The 15,686-nt window shown below is 64.1% G+C and carries 15 protein-coding genes; 1 reads left to right on the top strand and 14 read right to left on the bottom strand.

The features are described from left to right. Nucleotides 1-14 precede the first annotated feature (14 nt). The 13 genes from AC50X5_RS03870 to AC50X5_RS03930 form a co-directional block, all read right to left on the bottom strand. Nucleotides 15-1,103: a winged helix DNA-binding domain-containing protein gene (locus AC50X5_RS03870; protein WP_494974774.1), complete on the bottom strand. Its 1,089-nt coding sequence runs from the start codon at nucleotides 1,101-1,103 to the stop codon at nucleotides 15-17. Between the two features lie 73 nt (nucleotides 1,104-1,176). Next, nucleotides 1,177-2,244, bottom strand: a complete 1,068-nt coding sequence (locus AC50X5_RS03875) for a UDP-N-acetylmuramate dehydrogenase (RefSeq protein ID WP_494974775.1) — start codon at nucleotides 2,242-2,244, stop codon at nucleotides 1,177-1,179. 31 nt (nucleotides 2,245-2,275) lie between these two features. Further along, the gene (locus tag AC50X5_RS03880; protein WP_494974776.1) at nucleotides 2,276-3,493 is read right to left on the bottom strand and encodes an MFS transporter; all 1,218 of its coding nucleotides are present in this window, start codon (nucleotides 3,491-3,493) and stop codon (nucleotides 2,276-2,278) included. A 95-nt stretch (nucleotides 3,494-3,588) separates the two neighbouring features. Then, entirely contained in the window at nucleotides 3,589-4,026 is a 438-nt protein-coding gene (locus AC50X5_RS03885; RefSeq protein ID WP_494974777.1) for a MaoC family dehydratase, read from the bottom strand. A 2-nt stretch (nucleotides 4,027-4,028) separates the two neighbouring features. Next, complete coding sequence (locus AC50X5_RS03890; RefSeq protein WP_494974778.1) at nucleotides 4,029-4,490, bottom strand: FAS1-like dehydratase domain-containing protein; 462 nt, start codon at nucleotides 4,488-4,490, stop codon at nucleotides 4,029-4,031. Nucleotides 4,491-4,530: 40 nt separating this feature from the next. Beyond that, nucleotides 4,531-4,755, bottom strand: a complete 225-nt coding sequence (locus AC50X5_RS03895; protein WP_494974779.1) for a DUF3188 domain-containing protein — start codon at nucleotides 4,753-4,755, stop codon at nucleotides 4,531-4,533. Between the two features lie 33 nt (nucleotides 4,756-4,788). Further along, complete coding sequence (locus AC50X5_RS03900; protein WP_494974780.1) at nucleotides 4,789-5,730, bottom strand: DUF2797 domain-containing protein; 942 nt, start codon at nucleotides 5,728-5,730, stop codon at nucleotides 4,789-4,791. 32 nt (nucleotides 5,731-5,762) lie between these two features. Further along, nucleotides 5,763-6,626, bottom strand: a complete 864-nt coding sequence (locus AC50X5_RS03905) for an HpcH/HpaI aldolase/citrate lyase family protein (RefSeq protein WP_494974781.1) — start codon at nucleotides 6,624-6,626, stop codon at nucleotides 5,763-5,765. 157 nt (nucleotides 6,627-6,783) lie between these two features. Next, complete coding sequence (locus tag AC50X5_RS03910; RefSeq protein ID WP_494974782.1) at nucleotides 6,784-8,502, bottom strand: glycoside hydrolase family 13 protein; 1,719 nt, start codon at nucleotides 8,500-8,502, stop codon at nucleotides 6,784-6,786. Between the two features lie 102 nt (nucleotides 8,503-8,604). Then, nucleotides 8,605-10,308 carry a glycoside hydrolase family 13 protein gene (locus AC50X5_RS03915; protein ID WP_494974783.1) on the bottom strand — a complete coding sequence of 568 codons (1,704 nt, stop codon included), beginning with the start codon at nucleotides 10,306-10,308 and terminating at the stop codon, nucleotides 8,605-8,607. Nucleotides 10,309-10,380: 72 nt separating this feature from the next. Then, nucleotides 10,381-11,268: a carbohydrate ABC transporter permease gene (locus tag AC50X5_RS03920; protein WP_494974784.1), complete on the bottom strand. Its 888-nt coding sequence runs from the start codon at nucleotides 11,266-11,268 to the stop codon at nucleotides 10,381-10,383. Continuing rightward, nucleotides 11,268-12,179 (bottom strand): carbohydrate ABC transporter permease, encoded by a 912-nt coding sequence (locus tag AC50X5_RS03925; RefSeq protein ID WP_494974785.1) that lies wholly within the window; start codon nucleotides 12,177-12,179, stop codon nucleotides 11,268-11,270. Before AC50X5_RS03925 ends, AC50X5_RS03920 begins: the two co-directional genes overlap by 1 nt. Continuing rightward, nucleotides 12,176-13,474: an ABC transporter substrate-binding protein gene (locus AC50X5_RS03930; protein WP_494974786.1), complete on the bottom strand. Its 1,299-nt coding sequence runs from the start codon at nucleotides 13,472-13,474 to the stop codon at nucleotides 12,176-12,178. Before AC50X5_RS03930 ends, AC50X5_RS03925 begins: the two co-directional genes overlap by 4 nt. A gap of 233 nt (nucleotides 13,475-13,707) precedes the next feature. Here AC50X5_RS03930 and AC50X5_RS03935 point away from each other — a divergent pair, with 233 nt between their 5' ends. Continuing rightward, complete coding sequence (locus AC50X5_RS03935) at nucleotides 13,708-14,958, top strand: ROK family protein (protein WP_494974787.1); 1,251 nt, start codon at nucleotides 13,708-13,710, stop codon at nucleotides 14,956-14,958. Between the two features lie 49 nt (nucleotides 14,959-15,007). On the opposite strand, the gene AC50X5_RS03940 is transcribed toward AC50X5_RS03935, so the two are convergent. Continuing rightward, nucleotides 15,008-15,673: an NAD(P)H-binding protein gene (locus tag AC50X5_RS03940; protein ID WP_494974788.1), complete on the bottom strand. Its 666-nt coding sequence runs from the start codon at nucleotides 15,671-15,673 to the stop codon at nucleotides 15,008-15,010. Between the last annotated feature and the right edge of the window lie 13 nt (nucleotides 15,674-15,686).

The following is a 15,686-nucleotide window of genomic DNA, read 5'->3' on the forward strand; positions in this document are numbered from 1 at the left end:
GGCCTGTGGACCGGTCAGCCGGCGAGGAAGTCCAGGTATTGCCGCGCCGCCTTGCTGAAGACCGGCGGCTTGCACCCGTCAAAAGGCTCAGGCACGACGCCGGCACTCGTGCCCGTGCCTTGAAGCGCCCACGTGCCAATGACCTCTCCCCCGGCAACGAGCGTCTTCTTAAACACCCCGTTGTTGCCGGGCACAATCTTGCCGGCATGCTCGGATGCCAGGACCAGGCTCCGGTCCTGGTAGCCGAGAACAAATTCATCGAATCCGGGCAACAGCAGGACTGAACGCTGGCCGGGGACGCCTTCCTCCAGCAATGCAGCAACACGGGGTGACATCCAGTATTCGGTGCCTTCGAGTTCCAGGCGTGCCAGCTGGTCACGCACGGATTCGAAGGCCGCCCGCACTTCGGTCAAGGGCAGTTGCGTCCACCAGGCGAAGTCACGGATGGTTGCCGGGCCGTGGCTGCTGAAGTAACGAAACACCCATTCGGCCAGGGCCTCGGTCCGTTCCAGTCTGCGGGATACCGGAATCCAGTCGTCGAAGGCCGCAAATTTTTGCTGGTTGCCTGCCAGCGGGCCAAGCACCAGCCAGGCGTGGCGGCACAGGGTTCCCAGAATGTGGATGCCTCGCTGGCCTCGAGTTGACTGGCCGGCCGCTTCGAACGCCGTGAACAACGCTGCCCGGCTGGCAGGGCCGCCGGCCGCAATCAGTTCGAGCGCAATATCACGGCACTTTTCAACATCCGGCCAGGTGATGCCAAGTTCGCGGTGCCGTGACACCACCGAGCGAAGCAGCCGCTCGGCAGTCAGGTCCAGCATCCAGCGGAGGTCTTCCGGTGCCACCAGGTGGAGCGTTCCACGCATAGGCCATGACCTGACAATGGTGCCGGCGTCGATCGCCGTCCGGACGTCGCTGAGCCGTGACCCGGGAACCCGGCAGCCTACGGCCCACATGGCTGCAGCAAGGTCCTGTGCCTGCATTGCGGTCATCCACCGGACGGCATCGGGAACACTGCTGAAGCCGGATCCAAGCATGCCCTGGCTGATGAGCCTGAGTCTGCCCATGACCTTGCCGTTGAGCTGATCCACCGCATTCTTAGCCATGCCCTCATCCTAGGAGCTGCCGGGGACGCCTCCCGGGAGGCGCCGCCGTCGGGTGAGGGCACGCCCCACGGAGCTAGAGTTCCAGGCCAATCAGCAGCGGTTCGGGGTGCAGTTCAATCCCGAAGGCGTCACGAACACCGTCCCGGACCTCGCGGGCCACTGCGAGCATGTCCTTGGCGGTAGCGGAACCCCGGTTGGTGATGGCGAGCGTGTGCTTGGTGGACAATGACGCCCGCCCGCCGGATGCGCTGTCCGGGTCCAGGCCGTATCCCTTGGCAAATCCCGCGTGCTCAATCAGCCACGCAGCTGAGAGCTTAACCATTCCGTCTGACCCGGACGGGTAGCGCGGGGCACCTTCGGGCAGTTCATCGGCAACAGCAATGGGCACTACAGGGTTAGTGAAGAAGGAACCGGTGGAGTAAGTATCCCGGTCCGAGGAGTCCAGCACCATGCCCTTGGAAGCGCGTAGCCGCAGTACCTCGCGCCGGACGTCGGTGGCGTACGCCCGCTTGCCTGGCTCGACGCCCAGGGAGCGGGCCAGCTCGGCGTACCGGATGGGCGCGCTCATGCGACCAAGAGGCAGCTGGAACTCCACAGTAAGCACCACGAACCGTGGCGAGCCGTTGACTGTGGACTGCTTCAGCAAGGAAGTGCGGTATCCAAACTTCAGCTCAGAATTCGTGAAGGTTCTGACGGCGTTCTGCTCACGGTCCCATGTCCGGACGGCAGCGATGGTCTGGGAGACATCCGAGCCGTAGGCTCCCACGTTCTGCACAGGAGTGGCACCGGTGGAGCCGGGGATGCCGGACAGTGCTTCCAGACCGGACCACGCATGCAGCACGGCATGCTTCACCAGGGACTCCCAGTCATGGCCGGCCTGGACCACCACCGCAACGCCGCCGCACGAATCCTCCGCATTAACCGTGAACCCCTGGGTGGCGACTCGAAGCACGGTACCGGGGAATCCGTCGTCGGAAATCAACAGGTTGGACCCCCCGGCGATAATCAACAGCTCGCCGCCGGCTTCATCCACAGAACGGACGGCTTCGATGATTTCCGCCTCCGTGCGTGCCTCGATGTAAGTGGCGGCGGGGCCCCCGACGGCGGCGGTGGTGATCTGGGAAAGCAGTGTCTGGCTCACCCCACCAGCCTAGCCCGTGGACGGCCCGGGGTCAGCTTGTCTTGCGTGCCACCGGTGACAACAGGAAGCTGACCACCAGCATGGCCAGGACGGCCAGCAGCGAGTGCAGGATGCCGACGTGTTCGGCTAACAGTCCGAGCAGTGGCGGACCGCACAGGAATGCGCCGTATCCGATGGTGGAGACCACCGAGACGCGGGCGGCAGCCTTGGCCGGATCGTCGGCGGCGGCCGACATGCCCACCGGGAAGCCAAGCGAGGAACCCAACCCCCACAGTGCCAGGGCAACAAAAGCCACCCAAGGGGCGGGGGCGAAGACGAAGAGTGCCAGGCCGGCCACTGCCAGGGTGGCGCAGGCCCGCATCACCGGGACGCGGCCATAGCGGTCCAGCAGATGGGTGCCGGCGAAGCGCCCGACGGTCATGAATGTCACGAACAATCCGTAGCCCATGGCTCCGGCAGCATCGGACTGGTGGTAGCTGTCGGACAGGGCAAGAGCCACCCAGTCTGCCGCGGCTCCCTCGGCCAGCGCCAGCCCCAGCACCATCACGCCGATCAGGAGGGTCCGTTTGTCATGCCAGGCCTGGGCGATCATGCGCTTGTTGTCCAGCGGCATGTCCGCGGCGGATTCTGCCCGCGGGAGGATGGGGACAGGGCCGGTCTGCGGATCTTCCAAAGTGTCCGGCGGATATACGCGTTCCGGCGGGACCGGTTCGATGTCCGCACGGAACCAGGCCGACGCCGTGGAAACTGAGAGGGCGACGGCGGCACCGGCAGCGGCCAGGTGCCACAAGACGGGAAGGCCCGCCCACGCTGCCCAGGCACCCAGCCCGGAACCGGCGACTGTTCCCAGGCTGAAGGCACCGTGCAGCCGGGGCATGATGTGCCGGCCAAGGGCGCGTTCGACGGCGGCGCCCTCCACATTGGAGGCCGTGTTCCAGCTGCCTGTTCCCAGCCCGATGATGGCCAGGCCTGCCGCGACGGGCACCGGATGCGCCAGGACAGTGGTTCCGAGACCGGCAAGTACCAGGCCAGAGCCCACCATCATGCTGCCGATGCGGACAGTCCCCTTGGATCCGAAGTGCAGCACGATCAGGCCGGATGCTGATACCGAGACAAACGAGCCCAGCGACAGGCACAGCAACAGAAGTCCGATGTTGGCCGGGGTCAGGTCAAGGCTGTCCCTGATGGCGGGAAGCCGTGAGACCCAGGAGGAGAAGGCGAGGCCGCTGGCCGCGTAGGCAATAACCACTCCGGTGCGCCAGAGTGAGAGCTGCCTGTCAGCGGCGGCCGTTGACCCTGAGATGGCAGGCCCGCCGGCCCCAGGCTGGCGCGCTGGCTTCCTGGTCAGGACAGCCTGACGACGGCCTGGGCCTTCATCAGCACCTTCACGCCACCGGCAGTTGCGGTCAGGTCGATGCGTGCCGTGCCGGCCTCAGGATCGAGTGCTCCTACAGTACCGCTGACCTCTATCTGCGTGCCGGCGTCGGGAGTTCCCGTGGTGTCTGCCACGGGAACGGGCTTGCTGAATCGCGTCTGGTAATCCACGACGGCGGCGGGGTCGCCTGCCCAGTCGCTGACCAGCTGCACGGCAGAACCCATGGTGAACATACCGTGCGCGATGACGCCGGGCAGGCCTACCGAGGTAGCGAATGCCTCGTTCCAGTGGATGGGGTTGAAGTCTCCGGAGGCACCGGCGTACTTGACCAGGTCCTGGCGGGTGACATCGATAGTGCGGCTGCCGATGTCCTGGCCGACGCTGAGTTCGGTGATCTTTGGGCTCATGGCTACTGCCCCTCTCCTCGGACCAGAAGTGATGAGGTGGTGGTGGCGACCTTCTCGCGGTTGCCGTCTTCTGCCAGCGCAAGAATCTCGGCGCGGGTGGTAATCATGGCGCCGCCGCCCATGGGACGGACCCCGTCCACGTGGAGCTCGGCTACCAGCTGGTCGCCGGCGACGATGGGCCGGTGGTGGGTGAAGCGCTGGTCTGCGTGGACCACACGCGAAAAGTCGATTCCGGATGCCGGATCCGCGATCAGTTGCGCATCCGCGCGCTGCGCCACGATGATGGCGAAGGTGGGCGGCGCAACGAGGTCGCGATGGCCCAGCGCGATGGCCGCGTCGACGTCGAAATGTGCTGGATTGGTGGCTTTGACGGCTGAGGCGAATTCGCGGATTTTTTCGCGTCCGACGTGGTACACCTCTGCGGCAGGGTAGCTGCGGCCCTGCAGGTCCGGATTTATACTCATGGTCTCAAGCCTAGCTGCAGGCTTCCGGCTTGCCCGAAGGTTACCGGCGCAGGTTCTTCCGGATGGCCTGGCCGCGGACAACTATCCCAATGATGTGCAGGAGAAGTCCCAGCCCGATCAGCGGCAGGGAAGCCGTGGCTAGGGCGGAATTGCCGCTGGTGTTGCCTGCAAGGTTCACGATGATACCGCCGGCGATCAGCCCCATTGCCGTGAAGACCAGGATTTTGTAGGACTTGGGCGCGGTGGCCCAGAATTCGTTCAGCACCGTGCCAGTCTACCGAGACTTCGCGGCACGGCCTTAGAACAACGGTTCCTGGACAACAGGCACCTCGGAGGTGAAGTCTCCCAGCTGGAAGACAGTACCTGCCAACTGGCCAAGATTCACTACAAACCATGCCTCGCTGCCGTCCAGGGTTGCCAGCGCATTCGCTCCGCAGAGCGCCACTATGCGGAAGCCATGCTGTCCGGCATCCAGCGGTTGTGGATAGGTATGCCGCTCCCCCGCTCCGCACAGCAGTGCCGCCTGCGCCGGACGCACCCAAAGCTCGTCCACCAGCTCAAAATCGACGACGGCGGCCTGGTGCAGCATGGCGCGAACGGTGGAAGCGTGGCGCTGGTTGAGGAAGTCCAGCTCACCGCCTGGCCTCGGGGCTGTCAGGGCTTCCGCCTTGGCTGCCGAGCGCACCTGCTGGGTCAGCCCGGCCTCCTGCGTGACCAGGTCCTCCAGCACCCGCACCACGCCGCCGTCCTGCGCGCGTGCGACGTACCTGGCCACCACGGCACCCTGTTCGGCCAGTCGGTTCCATTTCCTCAGGTTCGAGGCGGTACCTACCTTGCTGGTGCCGTCCGCAAAAGTGGCGACATACAGCCAGTGCTCCTGCATCAGGTAGCTGCGCAGTCCGTCCGGAACCTGGCCGCCACGGTGGAAGTCGTGAATGAGGCGGGAGTCGTCCATGGCGAAACACCGCTCGCACTGTTTACCTTTAACGGCCGGCGAGTTACCCGGACAGAGGACATGCTCACGGCTCGAGGCAGAGAACACCTTGTGATGCCCCAGGCAAAACCTGCCCCGGACCGCAGTCCTGAACCCGAGCCGGGAACCCGGCTCAAGGCTGACGCTGCTGAGGACCCCGGCGGGCGACTGGATCCGCAAAGCCGGAGTGCCGCCGTCGTGCTCCGGCGTTTGGGAGGGCGGACCATCCCAAAAGACCCCGTGGACCAGATAACGGGTATCGGTCACGGGGTCCTCGGCACTTCTCCAGAAGATGGGCGCTACAGCGCGGGCTGAACGCCAAACGCTACGGCAAGCTTCATGATCTTCTCGGCACGGCCCAGGCGCGGCAGGTCCGAGCCGTCGCGGATAACGCGGCCGTTGGCTTCGAAGTCCGCCATGAAGTCGGTGGCCCACGCGACGTCCGAAGGCGTGGGGCTGATGACCTCGTTGATCACGCTGGTCTGGTCGATGGCGAGGCAAAGCTTGCCCGTCATGCCCATCATGACAGTGACGCCGGTCTGTTCGCGGAGGATCGGGTGGTTCGTTCCTACAGTGGGGCCGTCGATCGGACCGGGCAGGTTGCCCACCCGGCTGGCAACAACCAGCTTGGCGCGCGGGTAGGCCATGGCCTCCGGCGTGGCGGCCATACCGGTGTCGCGGCGGAAGTCGCCTGACCCGAACGCCAAGCGGAACACGCCCTGCGCCTTGGCGATGTTGTTGGCTTCCTCGATGCCCAGCGCGGATTCCACGAGGGCGATGACGGGCGTTTTCCCGTCCATGCGGTGAAAGCTTTCGGTGACCTGGTCCGCGGATTCGGTCTTGGCCAGCATCACGCCAAGCAGGCCGGGCGTGCCGCGCAGGCCGGCCAGGTCGTCAGCCCAGAAAGGGCTGGTGGCGTCATTGATCCGGACCCACGCCTTGCCGCCGGCAGTGAGCCAGTCGATGACGTTGTTCCGGGCCTCATCCTTCTGCGACGGGTCCACGGCATCCTCGATGTCCAGAATGATCGAATCCGCTCGCGAGACCGCCGACTGGTCGAAAAGCTCAGTCTTCATGGCATTAACCAGAAGCCAGGAACGGGCGATATCAGCGGGGATGGTGCGATCAAGCCGGGTGGTTGCGGCCGTGGAAATAGACGTCATGCTACTACCGTATCTTTCCGCACTGGACAAAGCGTAAGCCAGCAGCTGTTCCGAAGAGACCAATAAGTACAAAAGTCACTATTTACCGATTGTGACCAGCGGGCAGCCTCCAGGGGAAACAAAGGCTGCCTCGCCGGCTCCGGCCACAATCCGGCTGTCAGCGAAGCCAAACGGTGCAGTTGCCGGGGAGCCTGCCATCCTCCAACGCGGAGCTGCTGATCAGCACCGTTCCTTCGGGAAGCTCGACGGCGGTGTCCCCGAAGTTTGTTACCGTCTGCCAGCCATTGGGGCGGGTGAAGTGCAGGACTCCCGGTGCGGGGTTTTCCAGCCACTGCAGGGTTTCGGCAGATTGAAGTTCGCGACGCAGCTTCAGGGCGGAGCGGTAGAGCTCCAGCGTGGAACCTTCCACACCGTCCTGCTCCTGGACCGCGTAGTGGCTGAACCATTCCGGCTGCGGCAGGTGCGATCCGCCGTCGCCAAATCCGAAGGAGGTGCCATCAGCAGTCCACGGCAGCGGAACCCGGCAGCCGTCGCGCCCGATGTCTACTCCCTTGTTGCGGAAAAAGGCAGGGTCCTGGCGTTCAGAGTCCGGAATTTCGCTGCCCACTTCCTGCAGCCCCAGCTCCTCGCCCTGGTACAGGTAGGCGGAGCCCGGCAGGGCCAGCATCAGGAGGGAGGCGGCGCGGGCACGGCGCAGGCCGAGTTCGACGTCGACGTCCTCCTGCCGGCCGCCGTCCAGCAGCCACCGCTTGCCGGCCTGGCCGGCCATGATTTCGCTCTCAGCCGCAGTTGCCGCTGCCGGCAGTCCGTAGCGCGTGGCGTGCCGGACGACGTCGTGATTGGAGAACACCCAGGTGGAGGATGCCCCGGACGACGCTGCTTCGGCCAGGTTCTTGGTAATGACCTTCCGGAACTGGGCGGCGTCGAAGTCGGCCTGCAGGAGGTCGAAGTTGAAAGCCTGGCCCAAGCCCTCGGGGCTGGCGTAGCGGGCGCGGCGGTCTGCGTGCACCCAGGCTTCGGCGACGGCGGTTCGCGGCGGGGTGTACTCGTTGAAGAGCTTGCGCCATTCAGCGTAGATCTCGTGGACCTCGTCGCGGTCCCAATAGGGATGCGAGCCGTCAACAAAGCCATCCGTTCCGTGGCTCCTGGCCTCAAGGTCTGCCTTGGTGGGCAGGGTTCCTTCGAGGTTCTTGGTCAGTGCGTGGGCAACATCGATGCGGAAGCCGTCCACGCCGCGGTCCGACCAGAAGCGCAAAGTCTTCAAAAAGTCTTCGCGGACTTCCGGGTTGTCCCAGTTAAAGTCCGGCTGCTCCTTGGCGAAGATGTGCATGTACCACTGGCCGGGCGTGCCGTCCGGCTCGGTGATGCGCTCCCAGGCGGGGCCGCCAAAGACCGAGTCCCAGTCCGACGGCGGCAACTCGCCTTTCTGCCCCAGGCCGTCGCGGAAGATGTAGTGGTCCCGTGCCGCCGAGCCCTTCGGAGAGGCCAGCGCTTCCTTGAACCATTCGTGGCGGTTCGAGGAGTGGTTAGGGACGATGTCCGCAATCAGCTTGATACCGGCGCCGTGCAGGGCTGTTGCCATGTCATCGAAGTCCACCAGGGTGCCCAGCTTGGGGTCGACGTTGCGGTAATCGTCAACGTCGTACCCACCGTCAGCGAGCGCCGAGGGGTAGAACGGGCTCAGCCACACGGCATCGATACCCAGGGTTTTCAGGTAAGGGACCTTCGCGGTAATGCCTTTGAGGTCCCCCAGACCATCTGCGTTGGAATCGGCGAAACTCCGCGGATAGATCTGGTAGACGGCGGCCTGACGCCACCAGTTGGGGTCTGACATGCGGTCAACCTCCGTTGCCTGTGCTTCGGCTGTGGTGCTCACGCTACTCCTTTTATTTAGAACCTAAATTATATCTTCATCAAGTATGTTATGCCCGTTTTTGGAAGGTCAACACCTCCCCTGGCCGGTGGCATCGGACAGTGCTTACACCCGGAGCCAGGCAGTGGCCGAGCCCGGCAGGAGCCCGTCCTCGACGGGCGCGCTCGACAGGAGCAGCTCGCCGTCGGGCAGCGTTGTGGGGGTGTCGCCGAAGTTGGTGACGTTCAACCACCCCCCGGGGCGGGCAAAGGCGAGCACATCGCCGTCGGAGATTCGTGACCATTCAAGGCTTTCGCCGCCCTGCAGGGAGTGACGCAAGCGCAGCGCCTCCCGGTAGAGATTCAGGGTAGAGGCGGGGTTGGCATCCTGGACTTCGGCAGAGACCCTGCCGAACCAATCAGGCTGCGGCAGGTGGGCGCCTCCGGGACCGAACCCGAACGACGGCCCGGAAGCCGTCCACGGCAAGGGCACTCGGCACCCATCCCGGCCCAGGCCGTCATACGTCCATTCCGGCTGGTTCACCGAACGGTGGTACGCCGGGTCCTGCCGCTCTCCTGGCGGAATGTCCCCGACTTCGTGCAATCCAAGCTCTTCGCCCTGGTACAGGTAGGTGCTGCCCGGCAGGGCAAGCAGGAAAAGGGTCGCGGCACGCGCGCGTTCGAGGCCCAGCTCCAGGTCAACGCCATCGGCAGGCGCGCCCCCAAGCATCCACTCGATGCCTTGCTTCACCCCCTTCCGTCCGTTAAGCGGCGCCAGCCCGTAACGCGTGGCGTGCCGGGTGACGTCGTGGTTGGAGAGCACCCAGGTGGAGGACGAGCCGGTGCCGGCGGACTGGGCGAGGTTGTCCGTGACGATCCGGTGGAACTGCCCGGCGTCGAAGTCCGCCGTCAGCAGGTCGAAGTTGAAGGCCTGGCCCAGGCTGTCAGGCGCCGCATATTTCGCACGGCGCACCGGCGAATCCACCCAGGCCTCGGCCACTGCGGTCCGGGGCGGGTTGTATTCGTTGAACACGGCGCGCCACTCGGCGTAAACCTCATGCACCTCATCGCGGTCCATCAGCGGGTGGGTTCCCGAATCCCGGTCCATGCCTTCCAGTTCCGCCCGGCTGGGCAGGCTCTCGGGAAGGTCCTTCATGAGCAGGTTGGCGACATCCACGCGGAAGCCGTCCACCCCGCGGTCCGACCAGAACCGCAGGGTCTCGAGGAAGTCGTCGCGCACCTCGCGGTTGTCCCAGTTGAAATCGGGCTGCTCCTTGGCGAACGTGTGCAGGTACCACTGCCCGTCCCCGGCGGGTTCCCAGGCAAGCCCGCCGAAGGCCGCCTGCCAGTCCGCGGGCGGCAGTTCGCCGTTGGCCCCCAGGCCGTCACGGAAAATGTAGCGCTCCCGTGCCGGAGATCCTTTCCGGGACGCAAGGGCTTCCTGGAACCAGGCGTGCCGGTTGGACGAGTGGTTCGGGACGATGTCCACGATCACCTTGATGCCTGCAATGTGCAGTGCCGCGACCATCTGGTCAAACTCCTCCAGCGTGCCGATCTTCGGATCCACAGCGCGGTAGTCGTCCACGTCATAACCGCCGTCGGCCAAGGCAGAAGGGTAGAACGGGCTCAGCCAGACGGCATCGACTCCGAGGTCCTTCAGGTACGGCACCTTGGCCGTGATCCCTTCGAGGTCCCCCGTGCCGTCGCCGTTGGCGTCGGCAAAGCTGCGCGGGTAGATCTGATAGACGGCAGCCTGGCGCCACCAGTTCGCCTCAACGGCGACGGTGCCGTCGCCGTGTTCCGGCTGGGACGTGCGGGCAAAGGAAGACAACAAAGGACCTCTTTCAGGTTATGGGGACCAACGGCTGGAACGTGCGGATTCGACGGCTGGGCCAGGCACGGCTTAGCCCTTGACCGCGCCCTGGGTTACGCCTTCCATCACCCAGCGCTGCGCAAACAGGTAAGCAATGATCGCTGGCGCCATGGCCATCAGGTACGAGGCGAAAGACACGTGATAGTTGTTGCTGAACTGCTCCTGGAACAGCTTCTGCCGCACCGGAAGCGTCTGCAGGGCCGGATCGGAAATGATCAGCGAGGGCATCATGAAGTCATTCCAGGCGTAAAGGAAGGCGAAAATGCCCACCGTGGCGCTCATAGGAGCCAGCAGGGGGAAGATCAGCTTCCAGAAGGTCTGCCAGGTGGTGGCGCCGTCAATACGCGCGCTTTCCTCAAGCTCCATGGGGATGGAGCGCAGGAAGGCGGTAAAAAGCAGCACGCTGAAGCTGAGCTGGAACATCGTGGCGAGCAGGATGACACCGCCCGGGTTGTCCAAACCGAAGCGTCCGGTGAGCTGGAGCTGCGGAAGCGCCACCACGGGGAACGGGATGAACATCGCCGCAAGAAGGTAGAAGAACGACCAGCGGAACAGACGGCGGTCCCAGTTGCGAATGATTGCGTAGGAGGCGAAAGCGGCAAGGAGAATAGTGGCTGCGACAGTTCCCGCTGTGACCAGCAGGGACATCAGGAGACCCACAGGGAACTTGGTGAGCTGCCAAGCCTGGACAAAGCCTTCGACGCTGACGGGCATGGGCAGCGAGAAGGCGTTGCCGTCCACTACCTGGGCCGGTGTCTTGAAGGCCATGGAGACGGTGACGAACAGCGGCAGCAAAACAGTGACCGCACAGAGGAGCAGGATGATGGTGCCGGACCAGCCGCCGCGTTCGACGGGGGCGCCGGTGCGGCCTGCCTGGGCGGCGGGGAGCTCGGTGGGAAGTGCTGTTGTGGTGGACATCAGAGTGCGTTCCTTCCGCGCGTCAGCGAAAGCTGAAGAATGGCGATGAGGATGGCGACGACGAAGAAGATCGTCGCATTAGCCATCTGGTAGGCGTAGTCGCCGCTGTTGAAGCCGGTGATGATGGTCATCGCCACGCTTCTGGTGGCCGTGCCGGGGCCGCCGTTGGTGAGGCCAACGATGATGTCGTAGGCATTGAGGAAGTTCTTGAAGCCGAGGATTACATTAATCACGAGGTACCCGGCGACAAGCGGGAGCGTGATCCTGATGAGCTGCTGCAGCTTGCTTGCACCGTCAAGGTCTGCGGCCTCATACACGTCCCCGGGGACGGCGAGCAACCCTGCGATGTAGATGAGCAACGTGCCGGGAATTGCCTGCCACGCCGTGACGGTCACGATGGCAATCCAGGCGAGGTCCGGGTTGGCCAGGAGGCTGGTTTCCAAAAACGGGATGCCCAGTGCCGAGCCCAGGGCCGGCAGAGAGTTGGAGAACAGGAAGTTGAAGACATAGGCGATGATGATGCCTGAGACCACCATGGGGATGACAAAGATCCCGCGCAGCCCTACCTTCATCCGAATGCGGGACGTCAGTCCAACAGCCAGCAGGAAGGCAATCACGTTTACCACCAGAACTGTTACCAAAGAAAAACCGAAGGTGAACAGGTAGCTCTGCAGGATGGCAGGATCGCTGAAGGCCGCGATGTAGTTGACGAAGCCGATGAACTTCCACTCGCCGATGCCGATCGAATCAGTGAAGCTGAAGAAAATTCCGATGATTGCCGGGATGGTGATCGCCAAAGTGAAGAGCACCAGGCTGGGCAGGAGAAAAAGGTAGTAGATCGGTTCGACGCGCCGTCGGCCCTGATTTTTCCGGCGGTCTGCGCCGGCGGCAAAGGTCCTGGTGGTGCTCATTTTTCAGACTCCTCAGTTGACGGGGCCGGTTGGCGGAACGCGAGGCGGGCCCAGTCCGCATCCATCGTGCGCAGCACGGAGTCCGGCTCGGAGCCAAGGATCATGGCCTGGGTGTAGTTCTCAGTAGGAATGGTCCGGGGGATCAGGATGCCCGGACCCTGGTAAATCTGGCCGGCGTCGTAGAAACCTGCCATTCCCTGGATGCGAGGGTCCGTCACCGGCGCCGCATCCTCCGTGGGAGTGAAACCGAGTTGTGAGGCGTTGTAGGCCTCGATGATCTCCGGCTGGAAGAGGTGCTCAAGGAATGTGCGGGCAGCTTCCTGGTTCCTTCCTTCCGCCGGGATCATGGCCACGAGGTCCATGTTGACCCTTACTTTCAGGTCCTCCGGGTTTTCGGTCAACGGCAGCGGGAAGGTGCCGAGCTCGAGGTCGGGCGCCGTTTTGGCGATCTCGGTGAATGCCCATGGGCCCTGCAGGTACATAGCCGCTTTGCCTTGGGCGAAAGCCAGGTTGCCATCACTGTAGCCACGGCTGGCGGCATCCGGGTTGACATGGTTGGAGAGCTCCAGCATCTTCGCAACCGGACCGGAGAAGTTCTTTTCGAAGGACACTGCCGAGCCGGGCCCAACGTCCTTTCCCTCTGCGGCGAGCTTGGAATAGAAGTCCAGGACATCGAGGGAGCCGCCCACTGAATAGTCGAACCACCCCTGGTTCACTGTCCAGGCATCTTTGAAGGTGGCGTAGAACGGCGTTACGCCGGCCCGCTCGAGGGTGCCGACCACGTGCTGGAGCTCGGACCACGTCTGCGGAATCTCAAGCCCATGATCGGCGAAGATTTTCTTGTTGTAGATGACGGAGGACGCCATGACCGAATATGGCAGCGCCGGCATGGTTCCTTCACAAACGCCGTACTGGTCAAGCAGTGGCTGCAGGTCGCTGCGTGAGCGTTTGGCTGCTTCGGTGCCTGAGAGGTCCGTCAGTGCGCATCGTTGCACGAGCCTCGCCACCTCGTAGTTGTAGTTCGCCAGCATGAGGTCCGGCGGATTGCCACGTACGAAACTGGCGGAGACTACGTCCACCCCGGAAGTGTCAATCACTACCTCCACGTCATCCTGGGATGCGTTGTAGTCGTTGACCACCTGGGACATAAAGCCGATGGCTTCACGCTTGCTGAAGGTGAATCGGATGGTCTCCTTGCCGGCATCCCCCGCACACCCCGTGAGGAGGCCGGCGAGGAGAGCCAGGCAGAGGCCCAGTCCTGCCGTGCGTTTGCTGCGCGTCAGTTTCACGGACACTCTGGTGGTCCTTTCGTTGAGCGGACCCCGATGGCCGCATTACTCAGCCGGACAGCCGGCACATGATCTGAAAAGTTTAGATAGGAGATAAATTTATGTCCTATCGCTAGTATCCGGTGATCCACGCCACAGGTCAAGCGAATGCGGCGGATGTGTCGCAATGTAAATTTATGCACTAAATTTATTGAGACCGCCCTATCACTCCGATGGACGGCACACGATCGGGGAGCCGGATGATCAGCGAGACTGCACCATCAACCCAACTGGTACGCAGGGTCAACGCAAGGGCGATCCTCACGGCCATGCGCGGGACCGGCGTCATGACCGGCACGGATCTCATGGCCGGGACGGGACTTTCCCGGGCCACTGTCATCTCGATCTGCGATGAGTTGGTGCAGCTCGGCTGGCTCCTGGAACTGGAGAACCAGCGCGGCGCGGGCGACTATGTAAAGGGCAGGCCCGCCCGCAGGTTCACGTTCAATGACCGGGCAGCCAGCGTCCTTGGCATCGATATCGGGGCCAACAAAATCACAGCAATCGTGGCAGACGTTGCGGGAACGCCCTTGGCCAGAGTCACCACGCCGTTCCGAAGCTACAACGTTCCTGCCGCCGAAAGGGCGGACATCCTGGACCGGATCACCGCCGACGCCCTGATGAAAGCCGGCGTCCCGGCCGATTCCGTGCTTGCGGTGTCCGTGGGAGTCGCCGCTCCGGTCAGCCGTAGCGGCGAAGTCCTTCGGGCGCAGGAATTCTGGAAGTCCTTCGACGTCAAGCGGCTGGTCTCCGAGCGGCACGGCTGGCACGTGCTCCTGGAGAACGACGCCAATCTCGCTGCCTTGGCCGAGCGCTGGTGTGGTACCGCCGTCGGCGTCGACAATCTTGTTGTTATGCTTGCCGGCGACCGCCTGGGTGCCGGGATACTGGAATCCGGCCGCCTGCTCCACGGTCAATTGGGCGGCTTCGGCGAGCTGGGCTACCTCGACAATGTCGACGGTGTGGGAGATACCCATGGCATTGCCCACTACGCAGTGCTCTGGGCGCAGGAAGCCCTAGCCGCCGGCCACGGCGCAAAAAGCCAACTCAACAACCTGTGCGGCGGTCATCCGGCCAACCTCACGGCAGAGATGGTTTTTGCAGCCGCCGCCGAAGACGACCGCATCGCCAAAGGCATCCTGGACCGCCTCGCGACCCGCATGGCCCGGGCGATCGGTTCATTGAGCACCCTGGTCAACCCGGAACTGGTGGTGCTCGCAGGCGGCGTGGCAGAGTCCGCCCGTGCGCTGATTCCGGCCATCGAGAAACGATTGCCGGAATTCACGTTCACTCCCCCGCGGGTGGAGACTTCTGCCCTGGGCGACGGAATCGTCTCAATCGGTGCAATCCGGCATGCCTTGGACTACGTCGAAGATCATGCCCTGGACTTCTACCCGGCCTCGCTGTCCGGTCAGGCAGCACGTCCTGGGGTCCCGTCTTCTCCGGCATGATCATCGTGGGCAGCTCCAACTGACACAGCCACCCGGCCTCGGGGCCCGGCTAGGCGCGCGCAGTGCCTTTCTGGAGTGCGTCCGGCACCGGCGTGTCCCCATCCCGGAAAGCGATGGTCCGCTGCGCGGTCTCCGGCAAGGCCAGCACCGCTGCGGCGACGAGCGCCACGTTCACGCGGGAGGTCTCGCTCCCACCCTCCGGCCCGGGATCGATCTCAATGTTCCCTGTACCGGGGCCGTCCGTCAGGGAACCGGGGCCAAGGATGGTCCAGTCCAGACTGGTGCCGCGGAGGTATTCGTCGGCAGCGGCCTTTGCCTCTGCGTAGGCGAAAAAGCCGTGGTCCGCCGGTACGCCGTGATTCCGTCCGGCACCCAGATAGGACACCATGATGTAGCGCTGCACGCCGGCTTCCGCCGCCGCATCCATCGATCGGATAGCGGCGTCCCGGTCCACCGCGTAGGTGCGCTCGGGGCTGCCTCCCCCGGCCCCGGCTGACCACACCACGGCGTCGTGGCCGTTGAGTACCGTAGCCAGTTCCGCCGTCGTTGAAAGTTCAACGTCAAGGTACGACGGCGTGGCACCGGTTTCCGCGACGTCGGCGCTGTGATCCGGGTTGCGGATAAACGACGTGACGCTGTGGCCCTGCGCCGTGAGGAGTCCTGACAATTTGAGGGCCACCTTGCCGTGGCCGCCGATGATGGCTATACGAGTCATGGACCCATTGTGC

Source organism: Pseudarthrobacter sp. MDT1-40-2 (assembly GCF_059383595.1).

Excerpts from the sequence above, each read along its gene's own strand:
- AC50X5_RS03885 (WP_494974777.1), bottom strand. The coding sequence starts at position 4,026 with ATGAGCCCAAAGATCACCGAACTCAGCGTCGGCCAGGACATCGGCAGC.
- AC50X5_RS03920 (WP_494974784.1), bottom strand. The coding sequence starts at position 11,268 with ATGTCCACCACAACAGCACTTCCCACCGAGCTCCCCGCCGCCCAGGCA.
- AC50X5_RS03935 (WP_494974787.1), top strand. The coding sequence starts at position 13,708 with ATGATCAGCGAGACTGCACCATCAACCCAACTGGTACGCAGGGTCAAC.
- AC50X5_RS03890 (WP_494974778.1), bottom strand. The coding sequence starts at position 4,490 with ATGAGTATAAATCCGGACCTGCAGGGCCGCAGCTACCCTGCCGCAGAG.
- AC50X5_RS03870 (WP_494974774.1), bottom strand. The coding sequence starts at position 1,103 with ATGGCTAAGAATGCGGTGGATCAGCTCAACGGCAAGGTCATGGGCAGA.
- AC50X5_RS03905 (WP_494974781.1), bottom strand. The coding sequence starts at position 6,626 with ATGACGTCTATTTCCACGGCCGCAACCACCCGGCTTGATCGCACCATC.
- AC50X5_RS03940 (WP_494974788.1), bottom strand. The coding sequence starts at position 15,673 with ATGACTCGTATAGCCATCATCGGCGGCCACGGCAAGGTGGCCCTCAAA.
- AC50X5_RS03925 (WP_494974785.1), bottom strand. The coding sequence starts at position 12,179 with ATGAGCACCACCAGGACCTTTGCCGCCGGCGCAGACCGCCGGAAAAAT.